General features: G+C 39.5%; 12 protein-coding genes. 7 read left to right on the top strand and 5 right to left on the bottom strand.

Features of this window, described 5'->3' with window-relative positions:
• Nucleotides 1–87 precede the first annotated feature (87 nt).
• Together F564_RS0112730 and dusB are read right to left on the bottom strand one after the other, a co-directional pair.
• A complete protein-coding gene (locus F564_RS0112730) occupies nt 88–1,719 on the bottom strand; it encodes a M1 family metallopeptidase (RefSeq protein WP_028122987.1) in 1,632 nt (543 codons plus the stop codon).
• A gap of 153 nt (nt 1,720–1,872) precedes the next feature.
• Nucleotides 1,873–2,862 (bottom strand): tRNA dihydrouridine synthase DusB, encoded by a 990-nt coding sequence (dusB, locus tag F564_RS0112725; RefSeq protein WP_028122986.1) that lies wholly within the window; start codon nt 2,860–2,862, stop codon nt 1,873–1,875.
• Between the two features lie 170 nt (nt 2,863–3,032).
• Here dusB and F564_RS0112720 point away from each other — a divergent pair, with 170 nt between their 5' ends.
• The 3 genes from F564_RS0112720 (at nt 3,033) to rlmF (ending at nt 6,983) form a co-directional block, all read left to right on the top strand.
• On the top strand, nt 3,033–5,603 hold the full coding sequence (locus tag F564_RS0112720; protein WP_028122985.1) for a T9SS-dependent M36 family metallopeptidase: 2,571 nt from the start codon (nt 3,033–3,035) through the stop codon (nt 5,601–5,603).
• Between the two features lie 79 nt (nt 5,604–5,682).
• Nucleotides 5,683–6,060, top strand: coding sequence for a c-type cytochrome (locus F564_RS0112715; RefSeq protein WP_028122984.1), 378 nt, complete (start codon nt 5,683–5,685; stop codon nt 6,058–6,060).
• Entirely contained in the window at nt 6,060–6,983 is a 924-nt protein-coding gene (gene rlmF, locus F564_RS0112710; RefSeq protein WP_034981541.1) for a 23S rRNA (adenine(1618)-N(6))-methyltransferase RlmF, read from the top strand. The genes F564_RS0112715 and rlmF overlap by 1 nt, the downstream gene beginning before the upstream one ends.
• A gap of 99 nt (nt 6,984–7,082) precedes the next feature.
• Here the strand turns inward: rlmF and F564_RS0112705 are convergent, their stop codons facing one another.
• Genes F564_RS0112705 through F564_RS0112695 form a run of 3 tightly spaced genes read right to left on the bottom strand, consistent with a single transcriptional unit; the run spans nt 7,083 to nt 9,798 of the window.
• Entirely contained in the window at nt 7,083–7,982 is a 900-nt protein-coding gene (locus F564_RS0112705) for a hypothetical protein (RefSeq protein WP_028122982.1), read from the bottom strand.
• Between the two features lie 2 nt (nt 7,983–7,984).
• Nucleotides 7,985–8,854: a hypothetical protein gene (locus F564_RS0112700; RefSeq protein ID WP_028122981.1), complete on the bottom strand. Its 870-nt coding sequence runs from the start codon at nt 8,852–8,854 to the stop codon at nt 7,985–7,987.
• Between the two features lie 14 nt (nt 8,855–8,868).
• Nucleotides 8,869–9,798: a hypothetical protein gene (locus F564_RS0112695; protein ID WP_028122980.1), complete on the bottom strand. Its 930-nt coding sequence runs from the start codon at nt 9,796–9,798 to the stop codon at nt 8,869–8,871.
• Between the two features lie 206 nt (nt 9,799–10,004).
• On the opposite strand from F564_RS0112695, the gene lysS reads away from it, so the two are divergent.
• The 4 genes from lysS (at nt 10,005) to gyrB (ending at nt 20,357) form a co-directional block, all read left to right on the top strand.
• Complete coding sequence (gene lysS, locus F564_RS0112690; protein WP_028122979.1) at nt 10,005–11,702, top strand: lysine--tRNA ligase; 1,698 nt, start codon at nt 10,005–10,007, stop codon at nt 11,700–11,702.
• A 521-nt stretch (nt 11,703–12,223) separates the two neighbouring features.
• Nucleotides 12,224–16,756, top strand: coding sequence for a glutamate synthase large subunit (gene gltB, locus F564_RS0112685; protein ID WP_051259668.1), 4,533 nt, complete (start codon nt 12,224–12,226; stop codon nt 16,754–16,756).
• Entirely contained in the window at nt 16,756–18,183 is a 1,428-nt protein-coding gene (locus F564_RS0112680; protein WP_028122977.1) for a glutamate synthase subunit beta, read from the top strand. Before gltB ends, F564_RS0112680 begins: the two co-directional genes overlap by 1 nt.
• 239 nt (nt 18,184–18,422) lie before the next feature.
• On the top strand, nt 18,423–20,357 hold the full coding sequence (gyrB, locus tag F564_RS0112675) for a DNA topoisomerase (ATP-hydrolyzing) subunit B (protein WP_028122976.1): 1,935 nt from the start codon (nt 18,423–18,425) through the stop codon (nt 20,355–20,357).
• Nucleotides 20,358–20,526: the final 169 nt, after the last annotated feature.

Below are 20,526 nucleotides of genomic sequence, written 5' to 3'. Positions count from 1 at the left end.
TTTTTTGAATGTTTAATTCGTGTTAAATATAAAACCATTTCAAAGATAAATTTGAAATGGTTTTAATAGAATAAATGTAATGAAATCTTACTGAACTTGTTTGACTTGGATGTAATAATTCTTGTTGAACTCTACCGCTTTGTCAGATTTCAATGGGACGGTTTGCGCTTGTTCCGTAGGTTTCAATTCTTGTCCGTCTGCCAATCTGATTGGGAGCTTCAAATTGGGAATCACGTTGGTCCATTTGTAGGTCAATTGTTTTCCGTTTTGTTTGTATTCCAGCGTAGGGATTTTTACCGTTCTCAGATATTGGTTGAAAATTGAAGACAAATCGATTCCGGATTTATCAGAAAAATATTTCTCGATCTGTTGGGTTGTAACGGTCTGATGGTAGAAATCTTTATTAAGACCCCTTAGGATCTGACGGAACTTTTCATCCTGATCCATTACTGTCCGGATGGTGTGGATCATATTTGCACCTTTGTAGTACATATCGCCGCTGCCTTCATTTCTCACGCCGTATTGCCCGATGATCGGTTTGTCATTCGCTATTTTATCTCGCAATCCTTGCAGATATTTGTCAGCATCGGTTTTGCCCCAAAGACTTTCTATGTATAAAGTTTCCGAATAATCTGTGAAAGCCTCGTGAATCCACATATCGGCCTGGTCTTTTGCGGTGATGTTATTAGCAAACCACTCGTGTCCGGATTCGTGAATGATGATGTAGTCGAATCTCAAACCGATTCCTGTGCCCGAGAGGTCGGTCCCAAGGTAGCCATTCGCATAGTGATTTCCATACGCCACATTGCTCTGATGCTCCATTCCAAGATGCGGGGATTCTACCAATTTGTAAGAATCTTCATAAAAAGGATACGGGCCAAACCAACTTTCGAAGGATGTCATCATCGGTTTTACTTGCTCGAATTGTCTTTTTGCCTTGTTCAGGTTGTAATCCAAAACCCAATAGTCGAGATCAAGTTTCCCTTTTTCACCATCAAAGCTATCTTTGAAGTTGACATATTTTCCGATGGATGGGATGATCGAGTAATCATTGATAGGATTCTTCACTTCCCAAAGCCAGGATTTTTTGTCACCCCTATTTTCTTGTTTGATTAATCTTCCACCGGCAACGCCCACAAGGTCTTTTGGTGTAATGATCTCGAAAGTGACACCGTTGTCCGGCTCATCACTCCAGATATCTTTGGTCGGAAGCCAGATGCTTGCACCTATTCCTTCATCCGCAACTGTCATCCAGGGATTTCCGTTTTTGTCTTTGGTAAAGATCCATCCGCCGTCCCACGGTGCGCGCTTGGCGATGGTTGGATTTCCGGAAAACCCAATGTCGATGGTGAATTTTTCTCCTTTTTTGAAATTTTTATTTGTTGATAAAAAAATAAAATCGCCATCCACTTTTTTAGTCGCGATAGGAAAGCTGGCGGTGATATTGTGCGCTTTCATTGGATGTTGAAGATCAATCTGGAATGTTGGGTTTTTGATGTCTTTTTCTATCGTAAGGCTAATTTTATTACTTCCTTTGATGCTTTTTTTATCAAAATCAGTTTCCAAAATGATGTCGTATTTTTTGACGTCCCAAAAGTTTCTGAATTCTGTGTTAGAACCTTTCAGGGAATCTGTTTTGGTAAATTTTTCCGTAGATTCAAAAAACTGAGCCTTAGAAAAACCCATCGCAAGAACCGAGAGTAAAAGTATTTTTTTCATTTTTAAGTTTCTTGATTTAATAAGTTGAATGAACAACCTGTAACGTTACAAAATTAACAAAAGTATTTGTAAAAAACCCTTTCAGCGATTCAAAAGCTGAAAGGGTTTAGATTGTATGTTCATCGCGAACTTCTGAGGATAATTGATGCCTTATCAGAACATATTTTCAGTGTAAAAATGTTTGGTTTCCTCGATGATATCATCAATTTCTTCCAGTGTTAAGGCCTGAAGAAACTTGGTTTTAAATTCTTTAAAATGCGGAATTCCACGGAAGTAATTGCTGTAATGCTGTCTCATTTCAACGATTCCTGGTCTTTCACCTTTCCATTCTACGGACCAGAGTGCATGGTTTTTAACCGCTTCCAGTCTTTCAGAAATGTTGGGTTCTGGCAAATGTTCTCCTGTGTTGAAGAAGTGTTTGATCTCATTGAAGATCCAAGGATAGCCAATCGCACCACGGCCGATCATGATGCCGTCACAATTATATTTGTTTTTATATTCCAGTGCTTTTTCGGGAGAGTCTACGTCGCCGTTTCCAAAAATCGGGATTTCGATATTCGGATTGTTTTTGATTCTGGAAATATGCTCCCAATCTGCTTGGCCTTTGTACATCTGAGCACGTGTTCTGGCATGGATCGTCAAGGCTTTGATCCCGACATCTTGCAGTCTTTCGGCTACTTCATCAATATTGATAGAGTCATTATCCCAACCTAATCTGGTTTTTACTGTAACGGGTAAGTGGGTAGATTTCACGACGGCTTTCGTTAATCGAACCATCAGATCAATGTCTTTCAAAACGCCTGCTCCGGCACCTTTACAAACCACTTTTTTTACGGGACAGCCATAATTGATGTCGACAATATCTGGTTCAACAGTTTCAACAATTCTGGCAGACATGGCCATGGCTTCCTCATCACCACCAAAGATTTGAATACCGACAGGTCTTTCGTAATCGAAAATGTCCAATTTTTTTCGACTCTTTATCGCGTCACGGATCAGGCCTTCCGAAGAAATAAATTCCGAATACATCAGGTCTGCACCATGCATTTTGCACAATTTTCTGAAAGGTGGATCACTCACATCTTCCATTGGAGCCAATAAAAGCGGAAAATCCGGAAGTTCTATGTTGCCAATTTTTACCATTCTGCAAAAATACGAATTACATTTTGGATTTTTTGGTTCTTTGTTCTTTCCGTGTTGTTTGTACTTGTTTTCTGATATTGTTGTGTTTTTTGCAAATTTTTGGGGGATAGTGTGTTTATTATGTCTAATAATACCTAAATTGCTGGCTTTATTAATAAAATAGATATGATATGAAGAACATCAATTCTCTCAACCGCGGAATTACCATTGCCGCTTTTTTTGCATTTTCATTTATTCAGGCTCAGAATTATGAGTCTGTTGTGAAGAATTATATTTCTACCAATCAGAAATACAAGAAGATTACAGCAAGCGAAATAAAAATAACGAATTCTGATCGGTCAGAAAGTTTGAAGGGAACTGTTGTTAATGTGCAGCAGACTTATGACGGGATTCCTGTTTTTAACGCCATTTCATCTGCGTTGATAAGGGATAATGCTGTTTCTCATTTTTCAGATAATTTTTCAGATCTTTCATCTGTAACGGTTAGTTCAAAAAGAGAGGGAATCAGTTCCAATGCGGCTTTTGATTCTGTTCTTAAAAACCTTAAACTTAAAAACAGTCCAAAATATACCTTTGAAAGCGGAAAAGAAAATAGTATTCTGAGCAAAACCGTTTATTTTAAAAAAGATAATCAGTTGGTTTTAGCGTACGAAATTAACTTCGAGGAAGCGGATAGCAGTAACTATTGGAATGTTTTGGTAAATGCCAGCAACGGAGATATTCTTGAAAGAAATAATCTCTTGGTTTCTTGTAAATTTGATAAGCATTCCTACACCAGCCCTGAAAGAATAGCTTCTTTAAAATTGGAACAAAATGCAGATCAGCCAAAAGCGAGCAATGGGATTTTAGCACCTGATAATGCTTCGTACCGGGTTTTCGAATTGCCATTGGAAGCGCCGACATTTGGTAACAGATCTTTGGTTTCCAACCCTTGGCTGTTAGATGCTTCTCCGGAAGGATGGCATTCGGACGGAACCACACATTATACTTACACACGCGGTAATAATGCCTATGCTTATACAGATTATACCAATACAAATGTTGTTGGAGATGTTGCAGAAGGCGGTAGCACCAGATTGTTTGATTTTCCTCTGGATGTCAATACACCGCCGGCACAATATACCAATGCGGCAATCACCCAGTTGTTCTATATGAACAACAAAATGCATGATATTTTTTATAAATACGGTTTTACAGAATCTGCGAGAAATTTCCAAATGAATAATTTTGGGAAAGGTGGAGCTGGTAATGACTACGTGAGAGCAGAAGCACGCGATGGCGGCGGAACAGATAATGCTAACTTTTCTACCCCTGCAGATGGCGGCGTGCCAAGAATGCAGATGTATCTTTGGGGTCCAAAATCTCAAAATTTCCTTTCTTACAATGCACCTTCCGAGTTGGTAGGCAGAAATCCTGTTGTTGGTATCAATACAGATTTCGGTCCAGATATTTCTACCAATCCTGTAACTGCTGATGTCGTTTTGGTTTCGCCGATCAAAGGTTGTACAACATTAAGCAATACCAATCTAAGCGGTAAAATAGCGCTGATAGAAAGGGGTGAATGTAATTTCACAGTGAAATTCAAAAGTGCTCAGGATAAAGGCGCATTAGGCGTTATTGTGTACAATGCTGCAGATTCTCCAGCTGTTGGCAATATGGGAGGCACAGATGATACCGTAACGATTCCTGGAGTTCTGGTAGAAAATACCGAAGGTGAATTAATAAAATCAAAATTGAACACTACTGCAGTGAATGCAAATATCAAGGACGAAAGTATTTGGATAGATGGCAGTTTGGACAACGGAATCGTGGCTCACGAATATGGTCACGGGATTTCCAACAGAAATACTGGTAATGGCTACTCTTGTCTAAGTACAAGTTCTGATAATGAGCAGATGGGAGAAGGATGGTCTGATTTCTTCGCTTTGATGCTCACCAATCGCCCTGGTGATAACGCATCCATACCAAGAGGAATTGGGACGTTTGCTATAAATGAACCTATTGAAGGTACGGGAATAAGACCGGCTCAGTATTCTTTAGATCCCGAAATCAACGCTTATACTTATGGCAATACCAATGGGATGACTTATGTTTCTAATGGCGTTACTGCTGTCAACGTGCATTCTGTTGGTTTTATATGGGCCACAATGCTTTGGGATCTTCACTGGAAAATGGTTGAGAAATATGGTTATGCGTCAGACGTTATTGCGGCACCGGATTCCGGAAGCGGAAGAGTGTTACAGTTGGTTATGAATGGTCTGAAATTACAGGGCTGTAGTCCTACATTTGTGAAAGGCAGAAATGCAATTATTGCGGCAGATCTCGCAATGACGGGTGGTGCAGACAAATGCATGATCTGGAATGTCTTTGCTAAAAGAGGTTTGGGTGTCAATGCTGCATCGGGATCTATTATAGGTACCGGAGCCGGGATGAATGATCAGGTTGAAGATTTCACGGTGCCTGCAGAGTGTAATCTTGCAGTGGCAGATGTGCAGAAAGATCAATTTGTGGTCTATCCTAATCCTGCTAAGAACGAGATTCATATCAAAAGTGGGTCTGCTACTTTAGGGAAAACGATGGTTAAGATTTATGACGCTTCCGGCAAACTGGTTTTGGAAGACCATCTTAATTTATCTGATAACAGTACAGTCAATGTAGCTTCTTTGCCAAACGGTATTTACGTGGTGAAAGGCACTGGCCTTGCTGTCGATTTTAGTGAGAAAGTAATCATTAAAAAATAATCTAATTTTAATAATTATCATACAAAGACATCCTTTTTTAGGATGTCTTTTTTATTTATATTTGGGCAAAAGTTGAAAAATGAAAAGAATATTGATCGCAACAGTTTTACTCACATTATTTTCCTGCTCCAAATCAGAAAATTCAGGAAACAAAGAGGTGTTAGTGGAGGAAGAAGCTCCGGTAGCAAAAGTCATTACGGATCCTGTTGCCGAAGGTCAGTCGCTCATAGAAGGTGCAGATTGCTTGGGTTGCCACAAGATGGATGAGAAAATGATTGGTCCGTCTTACAAAGAAGTGGCTGCAAAATATGAGAACACACCAGAAAATATAGAAATGTTGGCCGGTAAAATCATCAAGGGAAGCTCTGGCGTTTGGGGCGACGTACCAATGCCTGCTCACGGCTTCAGTAAAGAAAATGCAAAATTGATGGCACAATATATTTTATCTTCAAAATAATGACCGATAAATCCAGCCTTCATCCAAGAAATAGCCACCGCAATTCCTACGATTTCGAAGAATTGATTGCATCAGTTCCCGAACTCAAACATTACGTTTTCAAAAACGATTACGACACTTTGACAATTAATTTCAGCCTTCCACGAGCGGTCAAATTACTCAATAAAGCTTTACTTTTGAAATATTACAATGTCAAAGATTGGGATATTCCGGAAGGTAATCTTTGTCCGCCGATTCCTGGCAGAGCAGACTATGTTCATTATTTGGCAGATTTATTAGCGGAAGAAAATGGCGAGATTCCAACAGGAAATTTGGTCACAGGTTTGGATGTCGGAACCGGTGCAAACCTCGTTTATCCCGTGATTGCCAATAGTTCATACGGATGGAAAATTTTGGGAACGGATATTAATAAAGATTCTCTGGAAAACGCGCAGAAGATTTTAGACAGCAATCCGGACTTGTCAAAAGGTATCCACTTGAAATTCCAACCAGATTGTGATTTGATCTTTACAAATATAATATCGCCAGAAGACAAATTCTCATTCTCGATGTGTAATCCGCCTTTCCACGAGTCCGCGGAAGACGCATTGCAGGGCAATCGCAGAAAAACCAAAAATCTAAGAAACAACAAAATTCAAAAACCAATTCTCAACTTCGGCGGCAATCAGTCCGAGCTTTGGTGCGAAGGCGGCGAGGAAGCTTTCATCAAGAAAATGATCAACGAAAGTGTCCAGTTCAAGTCGCAGGTTTTGTGGTTCACCACTTTGGTTTCCAAAAAAGACAACCTCCACCAGCTCACGACCTTGTTGAAAAACCTCAAAGTCCCAGAATTCAAAGCCATCGATATGGCGCAAGGTCAGAAAATCAGCCGGATTCTGGCTTGGACATTCATTCCTAAAGAAAAAAGGAAAGGGTGGTTTTGAAATCTATTAAACAAATGATTTTGTAGTATATAAGGCAATTATTTTGAAACCTTTCAAGAGTTCTGCAATTCCGAAAGGTGTTACATTAAAATTAAATTTTTATTTCAAACGATTAATTGTAAGAACTGTACGCGAGGAATTCCCTGTAGAGCCCGAAGGAATGAACGATTGATATAAGTGAAAATTATTGTTGATCGCATCCAGAGCGAAGGAAATAGTGGCACCAGAGGCAGGCACAATAAGCGTTTCCTGAAAATAACCTGTTTTCCTGCTGTCATTGGCTTCACCATTGTTAAAACTGTCTGCATTTTCGCCAGCATAACCATAGATGATTCCTGGTTGGTAATCATAGAGATTTCCGTTTACGGTAAAGCGTACATTTACTTGGTTATTGTCATTCAGACCTTTAAAAATACCCACAATTTTTAGGTTGATAGAATAGACACCTTCCTGCAGTGTTACTGTATTTGCGACATCGTTGACCAAAATGCCGGAAATTGTATTGATGTAGTTTTCAGAATTGTTGGGCGCAGGCTCTCTTGCTGCGGAAAAATTCAACGTGGTAGTTGAGCCGGCGTTATATACTTCGTCAACTATCGGCAAACGTAAAAATTGTCCCAGAGAAGAAGGATTTGTTTTCACGCCTATTTCTCCTGTGATTTTGTCTATTGCCAAAAATTGGGTAAATGTATTGGCGGATTGATCTTTGAGGTTCATCATTCGCAGGGCATCATTGGATGCATCAATATCCAATTTATAATTTGGATTGGTTTGATTGATCCCGACATTGGCGTTAGCATCAATTGTGATTCTTGGTGAATTGTTTGTAGTGAGCGAAATATTGTTCACAGAGTTCCATTGGATTCCGGTATCGTCATCACCTATGGCAAGGGTAATTTTTGGGGTTGAAAAATTACCAGTACTCTCTTTATATATTCCGACCTGTGATTTGGCGGAAAAAATCAATGCGATAAAACCGAGTGTATATATTTTTTTCATTTTTATAATCTTTCTAATATTAGTATGTTTCTGTGTATTTCGCTATAAGAGAATTCCATATTAAAAGGACTATCCTTGACGTCTATTTTAAATTTGATGGAATTATTGGGAGCCGTAAATTTTATGACATCCGTGAAATAACCTGTTTTATCGGTAGCATCGGTATTGGACCAATTAGAAATAATCCCTTCCGAAAAGGAATAATCTACGAAACCACCTCCTGTGGAAGTTGTCATTCCGATATCGACTCGCTGGTTGTCATTTCCATTCAGGAATCCGCCGCATAATTTGAGAATAATTTTATAGGTTCCGGGAGGGATATTATTAATTTCATTGGTTGCGATTGTTACAGGATAACTCACAAAATCATCACTGATGGTGTTGATGTAATTTGGAAAAGCAGTCAGACCCGAAGGAGCAGGTATATTGGTTCCACCCGTATTAAACTGAATGCTGGATGCAGAATTTGCGGTATAATTATTTGCAACCAGAGGAACCCGAAGAATTTGTCCTGCTTTTGGCTGTATTGGCATTTTATACACATCTCCATTAGTTTTGTTATAAACAAGATAATATGGATCAGAGGAAGTTAGAGTTTTTAAATTATTAAGCCTGATAAAATCATTGTTGGCATTGATGTCAAGTATTTTTGCAGGTGTTTCATTGTTTATGCCGACATTTCCGTTTTGTGAAATTTTTAAACGGTTTGCGTTTGCTGTCACTAGCGAAAGAACATCTTCCTGATTCCTCTCAAGTCCGCTGTTATCATCACCAATGGATAAGGTTACCTGTGGATTGGATGTGTTGATTCCTACTTGTGCCTGTGAAATAATGGCTGTGGCTGCGAAAAGTATTGTGTATATATTTTTCATTGTTATCACTTTTTTTATTTTAATCGTTCGATAAGTATAATGCTTCTCATCACATTATCAGAATAATATGGGGAAAGATTAGACTGTGAGCTTGCGCTGTTTGGTCCGGATTGCTTGACATAGATGAAATCCAGCTTGCTTGGCGTGGATAAATTAACGGTTTCAGCAAAATATCCTGTTTTCAATTGGTTTCCATCACCGTAATTGACGCCGTTTGCGAAAGAATATTCACCATTATTTACAGATAATTTGATATCGATGGAGTTATTTTTATTGTGACCGGTAAAACTTGAAACCAATTTTAAAGTGATTCTATAAACACCAGCGGGAAGTTGTATCTGGTCAGTTGTTCTGGCCAGTGTGCCGTTGCCGGCGGCTAAATTTTGACCATATAAAAATGAAGAACCATTGATGTCATTGATATAATTAGGCGTAGAAGCAGGTGCATTGGGTGTTGAAGATTGCGGATTAAATTGAAATCTTAAAGGCGTTTCCACAATACCATAAGAACTTCCGGCAATGTTGACATCCGGTTTCACCACCAGACGCATCACCTGTGCTCCAATATATACATTTGCGTCATCTATAAAGCCACTTTCTCCGTTTGCAGGATTTTGTTTCAATGGATAGGGAAGAAATGAGTTAGGATTAAATACAGACAGGAGATTAGTGATTCTAATATAATCGTTTCCTGCATCAACATCCAGGATTTTTGTGGGATTGATATTGTTGATGCCAATATTAGCCTGATCTATTGTAATTGCATTGGCGCTGTTGCTTACGATTGAGATTTTATTCGCATTGTTGTGCTGTATTCCGGTATTGCTGTCTTTTATGCTAAGCGTGAGTGCAGGACTTGTGGTTCCGATGCCAACGCCTGCTTGTGAGTAAGCATTAGATATAGCACATACGACCACCAACATGGATAGTATTCTTTTTTTCATAAAAATGTGTTTTTAGTTTGAAAATTAATCTACTTATTTTCTAACAAACCAAATATAATAGTAATTTACCAATAAAAAACAAAAAATTTATTATGTTAAATTGTAACTATGATTAAAAATAAAAAATATAACTTATTATGGTTGTGATTTCAGCAATTATCAATTATTTTGAATACACTATATTTGCATCTTTTAAATAATAAAAAATGTCACTATCAGAACAAGAAATCATCCGTCGCGAAAAACTGCAGAAGCTGAACGACTTGGGAATCAACGCATTCCCGGCAGAAGAATACACGGTTACAGATACTACAGAGTCTATAAAAAGGAATTTTTCTGAAAGTAAACAGGTGAAGATTGCGGGCAGATTGATGTCTCGCCGTATTCAGGGTAAGGCTTCTTTTGCTGAATTGCAGGATTCTACAGGTAAAATTCAGGTGTATTTTAACCGTGACGAAATCTGTACTGGAGAAGACAAAACTTTATACAACGACGTTTACAAGCACTTATTAGACATCGGTGATATTATCGGTATAGAAGGAGATTTGTTTACAACTCAGGTGGGAGAAAAGACAGTTTTGGTTAAAAATTTTACGTTGCTTACCAAAGCATTGCGTCCGCTACCACAAGCAAAAACAGATGAAAATGGAGTGGTACACGATGCGTTCAACGATCCGGAAATGAGATACAGACAGCGTTATGTAGACTTAACGGTGAATCCTCAAGTGAAAGAAATTTTCGTGAAAAGAACAAAACTGTTCAATGCAATGAGAACTTTTTTCAATGAAGCAGGCTATTTTGAAGTGGAAACGCCAATTTTGCAGTCAATTCCTGGTGGAGCTGCTGCAAGACCGTTTATTACGCATCACAATGCTTTAGACATTCCTTTATATTTAAGAATCGCAAACGAATTGTATTTGAAAAGATTGATCGTTGGTGGATTTGATGGCGTTTATGAATTCTCTAAAAACTTCAGAAATGAAGGGATGGACAGAACCCATAATCCAGAATTTACCGCAATGGAAATTTATGTAGCCTACAAAGATTACAACTGGATGATGGATTTCACCGAGAAATTACTTGAATTCTGTGCAACTTCCGTCAATGGAAATTCAGAATCAACTTTCGGAGAGCATACAATCAGCTGGAAAGCACCTTATCCAAGAGTTTCTATGACCGAAGCTATCTTGAAATATACAGGTTTTGACATCACTGGAAAGTCTGAGCAGGAACTATTTGATTTTGCTAAATCTATCGGAATCGAAGTGAATGAAACGATGGGTAAAGGAAAATTAATCGACGAAATTTTTGGCGAAAAGTGTGAAGGAAACTTTATTCAGCCTACTTTCATTACCGATTATCCAATAGAAATGTCGCCTTTAACCAAAAAACACCGAAGCAAAGAAGGTTTAACGGAGCGTTTTGAATTGATGGTTTGCGGAAAAGAAATCGCCAATGCTTATTCAGAATTAAATGACCCAATTGACCAAAGAGAACGTTTTGAAGAGCAACTAAAATTAGCTGAAAAAGGTGATGATGAAGCAACAGGGTTTATAGACGAAGACTTCTTAAGAGCTTTGGAATACGGAATGCCGCCAACTTCAGGTTTAGGAATAGGAATGGACAGGCTGATTATGTTTTTAACCAATAATCCATCAATTCAGGAAGTGTTATTCTTCCCGCAAATGAGACCTGAAAAAACAGTTCCTCAGATTGAGTTGGGAGAAGATGAGCATTTGATTCTTGATATTTTGAAATCAGGCGAGCAAATTGCTTTAGCCGAAGTGAAAACTTTAAGTAAACTTTCAGGAAAAAAATGGGATAAAGCTTCTAAAACTTTAACGAAAGGAAACTTAGTAAAAGTTGAAAAAATTGATGAAAATGTTTGGATGAAGTTGGTTTAAAGATTGTCTTGTAAAAATTAACGACCCTGCTTGTAAAAGCAGGGTTTTTTGTTTAATGTGTATTCATAATGTTTAAAAGATAACTATTTCGCAATTTTGATATTTTCGGGCGTTATGAATGGTTTGATAGCTTGATGTGTTATTTTTGATATTGCCCCTTTCTGAATCGGGTACTTTTAAATATAGAAATAGTTTCTGCCTTTTTGGTCCGTGCTTTTTACGGGGATTATTTTATTTGGCTATCAATTCTTAAAATTGCAGCAATTTGATCTTAATGTACGACTTGTGTTTTTAATAAAATAAAATAAGGGTTTGATTGTGAGTTGTTTATGTTTAGTTTGTATTAATTTAATATTAACAAATGTTTATTTAATATTAAATTATTGTAAATTATTGATAAAAATTAATGTGTTTAAATGTTTTTAATTTCAATTATAGTTTATATAATTGACGATTTGGTAATTTAAAATCATTTTTATTTCTCTTTTTACTAAATTTGTTAATATCCAAAATGAATGAAGATGAAAGGAGCTAAGGAAATTTCTCAAAATTTAAATCCCAAATACCATGGACTTTACGTCCCAGAAACCGAATTTGATTCCTGCGGCGTCGGTTTTGTGGCTCATATAAAAGGTGTCAAAAGTTTCAGAATCGTTAGCGATGCTATTACGATGCTGGAGAATATGGAGCACCGTGGGGCAACAGGCTATGAAAGTAATACGGGTGACGGGGCGGGAATTCAAATCCAAATCCCACACGAATTGCTTTACGACGAAGCGCTTAATTACGGAATCGATCTTCCGGAGCCAGGTTATTACGGACTCGGGATGCTTTTTTTTCCAGCAAATAATTTTATCCGACAGGAATGCAAAGAAATTATTGAGCAGTCTGCGGAAAAATTAGGATTCAGAATTTTGGGTTACCGTCCAGTTCCGGTGAGTAACATTGATCTTGGTGATTTGGCGAAAAGCGTAGAGCCTGTCATGGAGATGCTTTTCATAGAGCGTCCTTACGATGTGGAAACGGATAAAGATTTTGAAAGAAAACTCTTTGTCTTCAAAAATTATATTTCACATCAGATTACCAGTGTCACCAGCAATGATCCTATTGGTTTTTATGTGGCTTCTTTTTCTTGTAAAAAATTGATTTATAAAGGACAATTGCGGTCTGTTCAGATCCGGCATTACTTTAAAGACCTTACAGATCCCAGGCTTCGTTCCGCTTTTGGGATGGTGCATTCTCGTTTTGCAACCAATACGGATCCAACTTGGAGTTTGGCACAGCCTTTCCGTTTTTTAGCACACAATGGCGAGATCAATACAATTGGCGGTAATCTCAATTGGCTTCGTTCTTCTGAAAAAACATTTGAAAGTCCCAATTTTACCGCTCAGGAAATGGATATGATCCTGCCAATCACAAAACCAGGGCAGTCGGATTCTTCTTACCTCGATAATATGGTAGAGTTGCTTTATCATGCTGGCCGGTCGCTGCCGCATACGATGATGATGCTGATTCCGGAAGCTTGGGATGGTCACGATCAGATGGATTCTTATAAAAAAGATTTCTATGAATTCCACGCCTGTATGATGGAGCCTTGGGATGGCCCGGCTTCTATTTCTTTTACAGACGGTGAGATTATTGGGGCGACTTTGGATAGAAACGGGCTTCGCCCTTCCAGGTATTGTGTGACGTCGGATGATCGTGTGATTATGGCATCTGAGTCTGGCGCTTTACCGGTTGACCCGCAAAAGGTAATCAAAAGAGGGCGGCTTCAACCCGGTAAAATGTTCTTGGTTGATATGAAAAAAGGTGAAATCATCAGTGATGAAGAAGTGAAGAAGGAGATTTGTACTTCGCAACCGTACCGAGATTGGTTGGATAAAATGAATATCAATATTAACGAATTACCGAGTCCGAAGATCCGTTTCAATAAGTTGCAGTCTGAAGATATTTTCAAATATCAAAAGGCTTTTGGGTATTCCAGAGAAGATTTGGATGTCATTATCAAAGAAATGGCGGAACTCGGAAAGGAACCGATTGGCTCTATGGGTTTCGATGCACCATTGGCTGTTCTCAGTGAGAAGCCACAACATTTGAGTTCTTATTTCAAACAATTATTTGCTCAGGTTACCAATCCGCCAATTGACCCAATCCGTGAAAAATTGGTTATGTCTCTCACGACGATTATTGGCGGCAGCGGAAATCTGTTGCAAGAGGATAAAAACTTTGCCCATTCCATAAAACTCGATAATCCAATTCTTAATAATGAACAATTAGAAAAACTTAGAAGTGTTGATACCGGAAAATTCCAGTCCAAAACCATTTACACTTATTTCAAATCTGACGGAAAAGAGGGAAATCTTAAAAAAGCGATTGACAGGATTTGCCGTTATGCCACAGATGCAGTGGACGACGGTTTTGAAGTGATTGTACTTTCCGACCGTTCCATAGATTCTGGTCACGCATCTATTCCGTCGCTCTTGGCTTGTTCTGCGGTCCATCATCATTTGATTCGGAAAGGCGTTCGCAGGAAAGTGGGTTTGGTGATGGAGGTTGGTGATGTCTGGGAAGTTCATCATTTTGCGGCTTTGCTGGGATTTGGTGCGACGGCTATCAATCCTTATCTGGCTTTGGCGAGCATCAGAGAGATGTTTCATAAGAATGAATTTGGTGAAGACGCTGATCTTGACCAATTAAAATACAATTATAAAAAAGCAGTCGGTGATGGATTGTTGAAGATCTTCTCAAAAATGGGAATTTCCACTTTGCAATCTTATCACGGCGCACAGATTTTCGAAATTATCGGTCTTGACAAAGCGGTCGTCAATACGTGTTTTACAGGAGCTATATCCAGAATTAATGGTGTTGGATTTGATGACATCGCCAAAGAAGCTTTGGTGAAACATTTCAATGCTTTCGGAACAAAACTCCCACAAAAAGTATTAGAGCCTGGCGGTGTTTATCAGTGGAAGCCAGATAATGAATACCATCAGTTCAATCCACAATCTGTTCATCTATTGCAACAGGCCACCTGGAATGACCGTTATGATTTATTCAAAAAATATTCTAGAACGGTCAATCAGTTATCCGAGAAAGCATCATTGTTGAGAGGTTTGATGGATTTTAAAAATGACCGGGAAGCAGTTTCAATGGATGAAGTAGAGTCATTGGAACACATTCTGAAACGTTTTGCAACCGGCGCGATGTCTTTTGGTTCAATTTCCTGGGAAGCGCACACAACGCTTGCGATTGCAATGAACAGAATCGGCGCGAAAAGCAATACGGGCGAAGGAGGCGAGGACGAAAATCGTTATGTCCTTAATGAAAATGGAGATGATCTGCGTTCGGCAATCAAACAAGTTGCTTCTGGAAGATTTGGTGTGACGGCGAGATATTTAGCCGAGGCTGAAGAGATTCAAATCAAAATGGCGCAAGGTGCAAAACCGGGCGAAGGCGGACAATTACCAGGTTTCAAGGTGGATGATTGGATTGGGAAAACCCGGCATTCTACGCCAGGCGTTGGTTTGATTTCGCCACCACCGCATCACGATATTTATTCGATTGAGGATTTGGCGCAATTGATATTTGATTTAAAAAATGCCAATCGCCACGCAAGGATTTCGGTCAAATTAGTTTCAAAAGCCGGTGTCGGAACAATCGCTTCCGGCGTTGCAAAAGCAAAAGCGGATCACATTCTGGTTTCCGGTTACGACGGTGGAACTGGCGCTTCACCCATCAGCTCGACAAGGCATACAGGCTTGCCTTGGGAACTGGGATTGGCAGAAACGCAACAGACTTTAATTAAAAACAAACTCCGGCAGCGTGTGACTTTGCAGGTGGATGGTCAGGTCAAAACTGGTCGGGATATCGTCATTGCTACTTTGCTCGGTGCGGAAGAATGGGGGATTTCCACATCAGCATTGATTGTGGAAGGTTGTATTCTGATGCGCAAATGTCACCTTAATACTTGTCCGGTTGGTATCGCAACTCAGAATGAAGAACTTCGGGAAAAGTTCAAAGGCAAGCCGGAACATCTGGTCAGTTATTTCACTTTTCTGGCGATGGAAGTGAGAGAAATAATGGCAAGTCTGGGTTTCCGAACGATTGACGAAATGGTGGGGCAATCACAATGTTTGACCACGAAAAAAGACATCTCATTCTGGAAACATAAAAATATTGATTTAAGTCCAATTCTTTTCAAGCCCGAAACGGATTTGCCTATCATTAAAAATGAAAATCAAGACCACGGAATCGATGACTCGCTTTCCTGGAAAATGCTGGAAGCTTCGAAGTTAGCAATCGAAGAAAATAGTACGGCGGAAGTTGATTTCCAAATTAAAAATACAGACAGAACGGTCGGAACAATTCTCTCTCACGAATTAACCAAAAAATATCATTCAGAAGGAATGTCCGATGATTCTCTGAAATTCAATTTTAAAGGAACGGCTGGCCAAAGTTTCGGGGCATTTTGTAACAAAGGAATCACGATGATTCTCGAAGGCGATGCGAACGATTATTTTGGTAAAGGACTTTCCGGAGCCAGGTTGGCGGTTTTTCACGATAAGGAATCGGTTATCAAAGCGCACGAAAATAGCATCATCGGCAATGTCGCTTTATACGGTGCAACTTCGGGTAAAATCTTTGTTTCCGGAATGGCAGGCGAACGTTTTGCGGTTCGCAATTCTGGCGCAACGGCTGTTGTGGAAGGTGTTGGCGACCACGGTTGCGAATATATGACTGGCGGAACGGTGTTGATTCTTGGTGGCGTGGGTAGGAATTTCGGGGCCGGAATGAGTGGCGGGATAGCCTTTGTTTGGGATGTAGAACGGTCTTTGGAAGAAAATTTTAATCCTGATATGGCAAATCTGGAAGAGGTTACGGATGGTGATAAATTAGTAATTAATGATTTGATTAAAGAGCATTTCGAAATGACAAATAGTGAACTCGCTTCATACTTGTTAAGTGACTTCGAAAATAATCTAAAACATATGATTAAGGTTTACCCGAGAGATTATAAAAAAGCGATTGAAAATAAAATAAATGAATTGAAATAATGGGAAAAGAAGACGGGTTTTTATTGTACGATAGAGAATTGCCGGAGAAACTTCCTGTGGAAGAAAGAGTTCAGCATTATAAAGAATTTTACAAACCGATTTCCGGGGATTATCTTCACAAACAATCGTCGAGATGTATGAGTTGTGGCGTTCCGTTTTGTCAAAGTGGCTGTCCGCTTGGGAATATGATTCCGGAATTCAATGAAGCGGTTTACAAGGAGCAATGGGAAAAGGCCTATCAATTGTTGATTTCAACCAATAATTTCCCAGAATTTACAGGTCGGATTTGCCCTGCACCTTGCGAAGGCGCTTGTGTTTTGGGGATCAATAGTTTACCGGTTGCGATAGAAGAGGTTGAAAAAAACATCATCGAAATTGCCTTCGAGAAAGGTTTTGCGAAACCAATTATTCCAAAATTCAGAACGGATAAAAAAGTGGCAGTTGTTGGTTCCGGACCTGCGGGTATGGCTGCTGCTTATCAATTAAATCAAATGGGGCATCAGGTTATAGTTTTTGAGCGTGATCCCGAAATCGGCGGATTGTTGAGGTTTGGAATTCCGGATTTTAAATTGGATAAAAATATCGTAGAACGCCGGGTTCAATGGATGAAGGAAGAAGGGATCGAATTTAAAACCAATGTCAATGTCGGTGTCAATTATTCTGTAGAAGAACTCAACCGGAATTTTGATGCGGTTGTTTTGGCGTTAGGAAGTACCGTTCCAAGGGAATTGATGATTCCGAATCGTGATGCAAAAGGTGTTCATTTCGCAATGGATTATTTGTCCCAAAGCAACAAAAAAGTCAGCGGCATTTCATTTGATGAAAACGATCTTGATGCGAAAGGCAAGAAAGTTATCGTAATTGGCGGTGGCGATACGGGCTCGGATTGTATCGGAACTTCAAACCGGCAAGGTGCGCAAGTGGTTTATCAGATTTATTACAAACCGATGCAGCCAACGGAACGTGATGCCACAATGCCTTGGCCAACCATGCCGATGACTTTGCATATCACCTCGTCTCACGAGGAAGGCGTGGATAGAAAATGGTCTGTCAATTCCAAAGAATTTGTGAAAGATGAAAACGGAAATCTGACCGGAATCCGTTTGGTGGAAGCAGAATGGACAAAAGATGCGGACGGAAAATGGAACCTCTACACAGAAAAACCAAATTCAGAGTTTGTCATTGATTGCGATCTGGCTTTCATCGCTCTGGGCTACACGCACGTTGAGCATAAAGGTTTGGTGGAAGACTTGGATATCGATCTCGATCCGAAAGGAAATCTCATCGGAAATGATAAAGAATTCAAAACCAATCAGACGAAATATTTCTCTTGTGGCGATGCTAGGAAAGGGCAGAGTCTGGTGGTTTGGGCTATCGCAGAAGGGCGGAAGTGTGCGCAGAAAGTGGATGAGTTTTTGAGTGAATAGAGTGATTTTATACAATGTTAATTTTAATAATCGAGCTATTTGAGTTCGATTTTTTTATTTCATGCATTGAGCTTCCCTGTTAAAAACTTATCTTTTTCACATCAATTTAATCCTTTCGTATCTCGAAAAAAATCACGATATTTGTAAGCATTTTAACAAAAGAATTTAACAAATTAAAAAGAAATATTCTCTCTCTAACTATTTGAAAGATTGAGTCTTATATCTTTAATATAAAAAATATGAGTCAAAAAGAATACACAGCAAGTAGCATCCAGGCCCTAGAAGGAATGGAACACGTGAGGTTGAGACCATCCATGTACATCGGTGATGTTGGCGTGAGAGGTCTTCACCATTTGGTTTATGAAGTAGTAGATAACTCTATTGATGAGGCGCTGGCAGGCTATTGCGATACTATTAAAGTGACTATTCACGAAGGTGAAAGCATCTCTGTAAAGGATAACGGACGTGGGATTCCGGTTGATTTTCACGAAAAAGAACAGAAATCTGCGCTGGAAGTGGTGATGACCAAAATTGGAGCTGGAGGTAAATTTGATAAAGATTCTTACAAAGTTTCAGGTGGTCTTCACGGTGTTGGGGTTTCTTGTGTGAATGCACTTTCTACATTGTTGGTGGCAACTGTTAGCCTTAATGGAAAACTATATCAACAAAAATATTCTGAAGGAAAAGCTTTGGCTGACGTTGCGGAAATTGGAACGACTTCTGAAAGAGGGACAGAGGTATTTTTCCAGCCAGACGGAACGATCTTCCAAGAGTTGGTGTACAACTACGATACCTTGGCGAACAGGCTTAGAGAGTTATCTTTCCTGAACAAAGGAATTACCATTACATTGATAGACGAGAGACGTCCAAACGAAGACGGAAGTTTTGAATCAGAAATTTTCCATTCAGAAGGTGGTCTTAGAGAATTCGTGGAATATATCGACGGAAACCGTGAGTCTATCATGGAAAACGTGATCTTTATGGAAAGCGAAAGAGAAGGCATTCCTGTAGAAGTAGCGATGCGTTACAACACGTCTTTCACAGAGAATCTGCACTCTTACGTTAACAATATCAATACCCACGAGGGTGGGACGCACTTGGCCGGTTTCAGAAGAGCTTTGACAAGAACGCTCAAAAAATATGCGGATGACTTAGGAATTCCTGCAAAAGAAAAAGTGGAGATTACAGGTGACGATTTCCGTGAAGGATTGACAGCCGTGGTTTCTGTAAAAGTGATGGAACCTCAGTTCGAAGGTCAAACCAAAACCAAATTAGGTAACTCCGAAGTTTCCGGTGCGGTGGACAAAATTGTTGGCGAAATGCTAACCAACTTCCTTGAGGAAAATCCAAACGAAGCAAAAATCATCGTTCAGAAAGTAGTCTTGGCAGCGAAAGCAAGACAGGCAGCGAAGAAAGCGAGAGAAATGGTACAGAGAAAATCACCTATGGGTGGTTCTGGATTGCCAGGAAAACTGTCTGACTGTTCTTCCAAAGATCCGGCTGAGTCAGAATTATTCCTTGTCGAGGGAGATTCTGCAGGTGGAACGGCTAAGCAAGGTCGTGACCGTCATTTTCAGGCCATTTTGCCTCTGAGAGGTAAGATCCTGAATGTTGAGAAATCAATGCTTCACAAAGTGTATGACAACGAGGAGATCAAAAATATCTACACAGCGCTTGGTGTTTCTGTAGGAACAGAAGAGGATTCCAAAGCTTTGAATATGAGTAAACTAAGGTATCATAAAATCGTCATTATGACCGATGCGGATATCGATGGTTCTCACATTTCCACTTTGATTTTGACGTTCTTCTTCCGTTTTATGACCGAAATGATTGAGAATGGTTATATTTATATCGCGCAGCCGCCATTGTACCTTTTGAAAAAAGGAAATAAAAAGATCTACGCTTACAACGAAAAAGAGCGTGAACAGTTCACTTTAGAATTGGCGCCAGACGGAAAAGGTGTTGAAGTTCAGCGTTATAAAGGTCTTGGAGAGATGAATCCTGAACAGCTTTGGGAAACCACCCTTAATCCGCAAAACAGAATCCTGAAACAAGTAACGATTGATAATGCGGTAGAAGCAGACTCAACTTTCTCCATGTTGATGGGCGACGAGGTCCCACCAAGACGGGAATTTATAGAAAAGAACGCCGTCTACGCAAGAATAGACGTTTAAGTTATAATGAAACCTTCCAATTTTGGAAGGTTTTTTGTTAGGTATTTCCGGACATTGTTTGATATGATTTTTAGGGCAGCTTTATCCGCCTTCCGTTCCCGCTTTTTTGCCATTGCGAAAGACGTGAGACAATCCATACAACTTTCCTGCACTCGCAATGACAAAAAGA

This window comes from Epilithonimonas tenax DSM 16811 (assembly GCF_000428485.1).
Lineage (GTDB): Bacteria > Bacteroidota > Bacteroidia > Flavobacteriales > Weeksellaceae > Epilithonimonas > Epilithonimonas tenax.
This window is presented reverse-complemented; position numbering and strand designations above follow the sequence as displayed.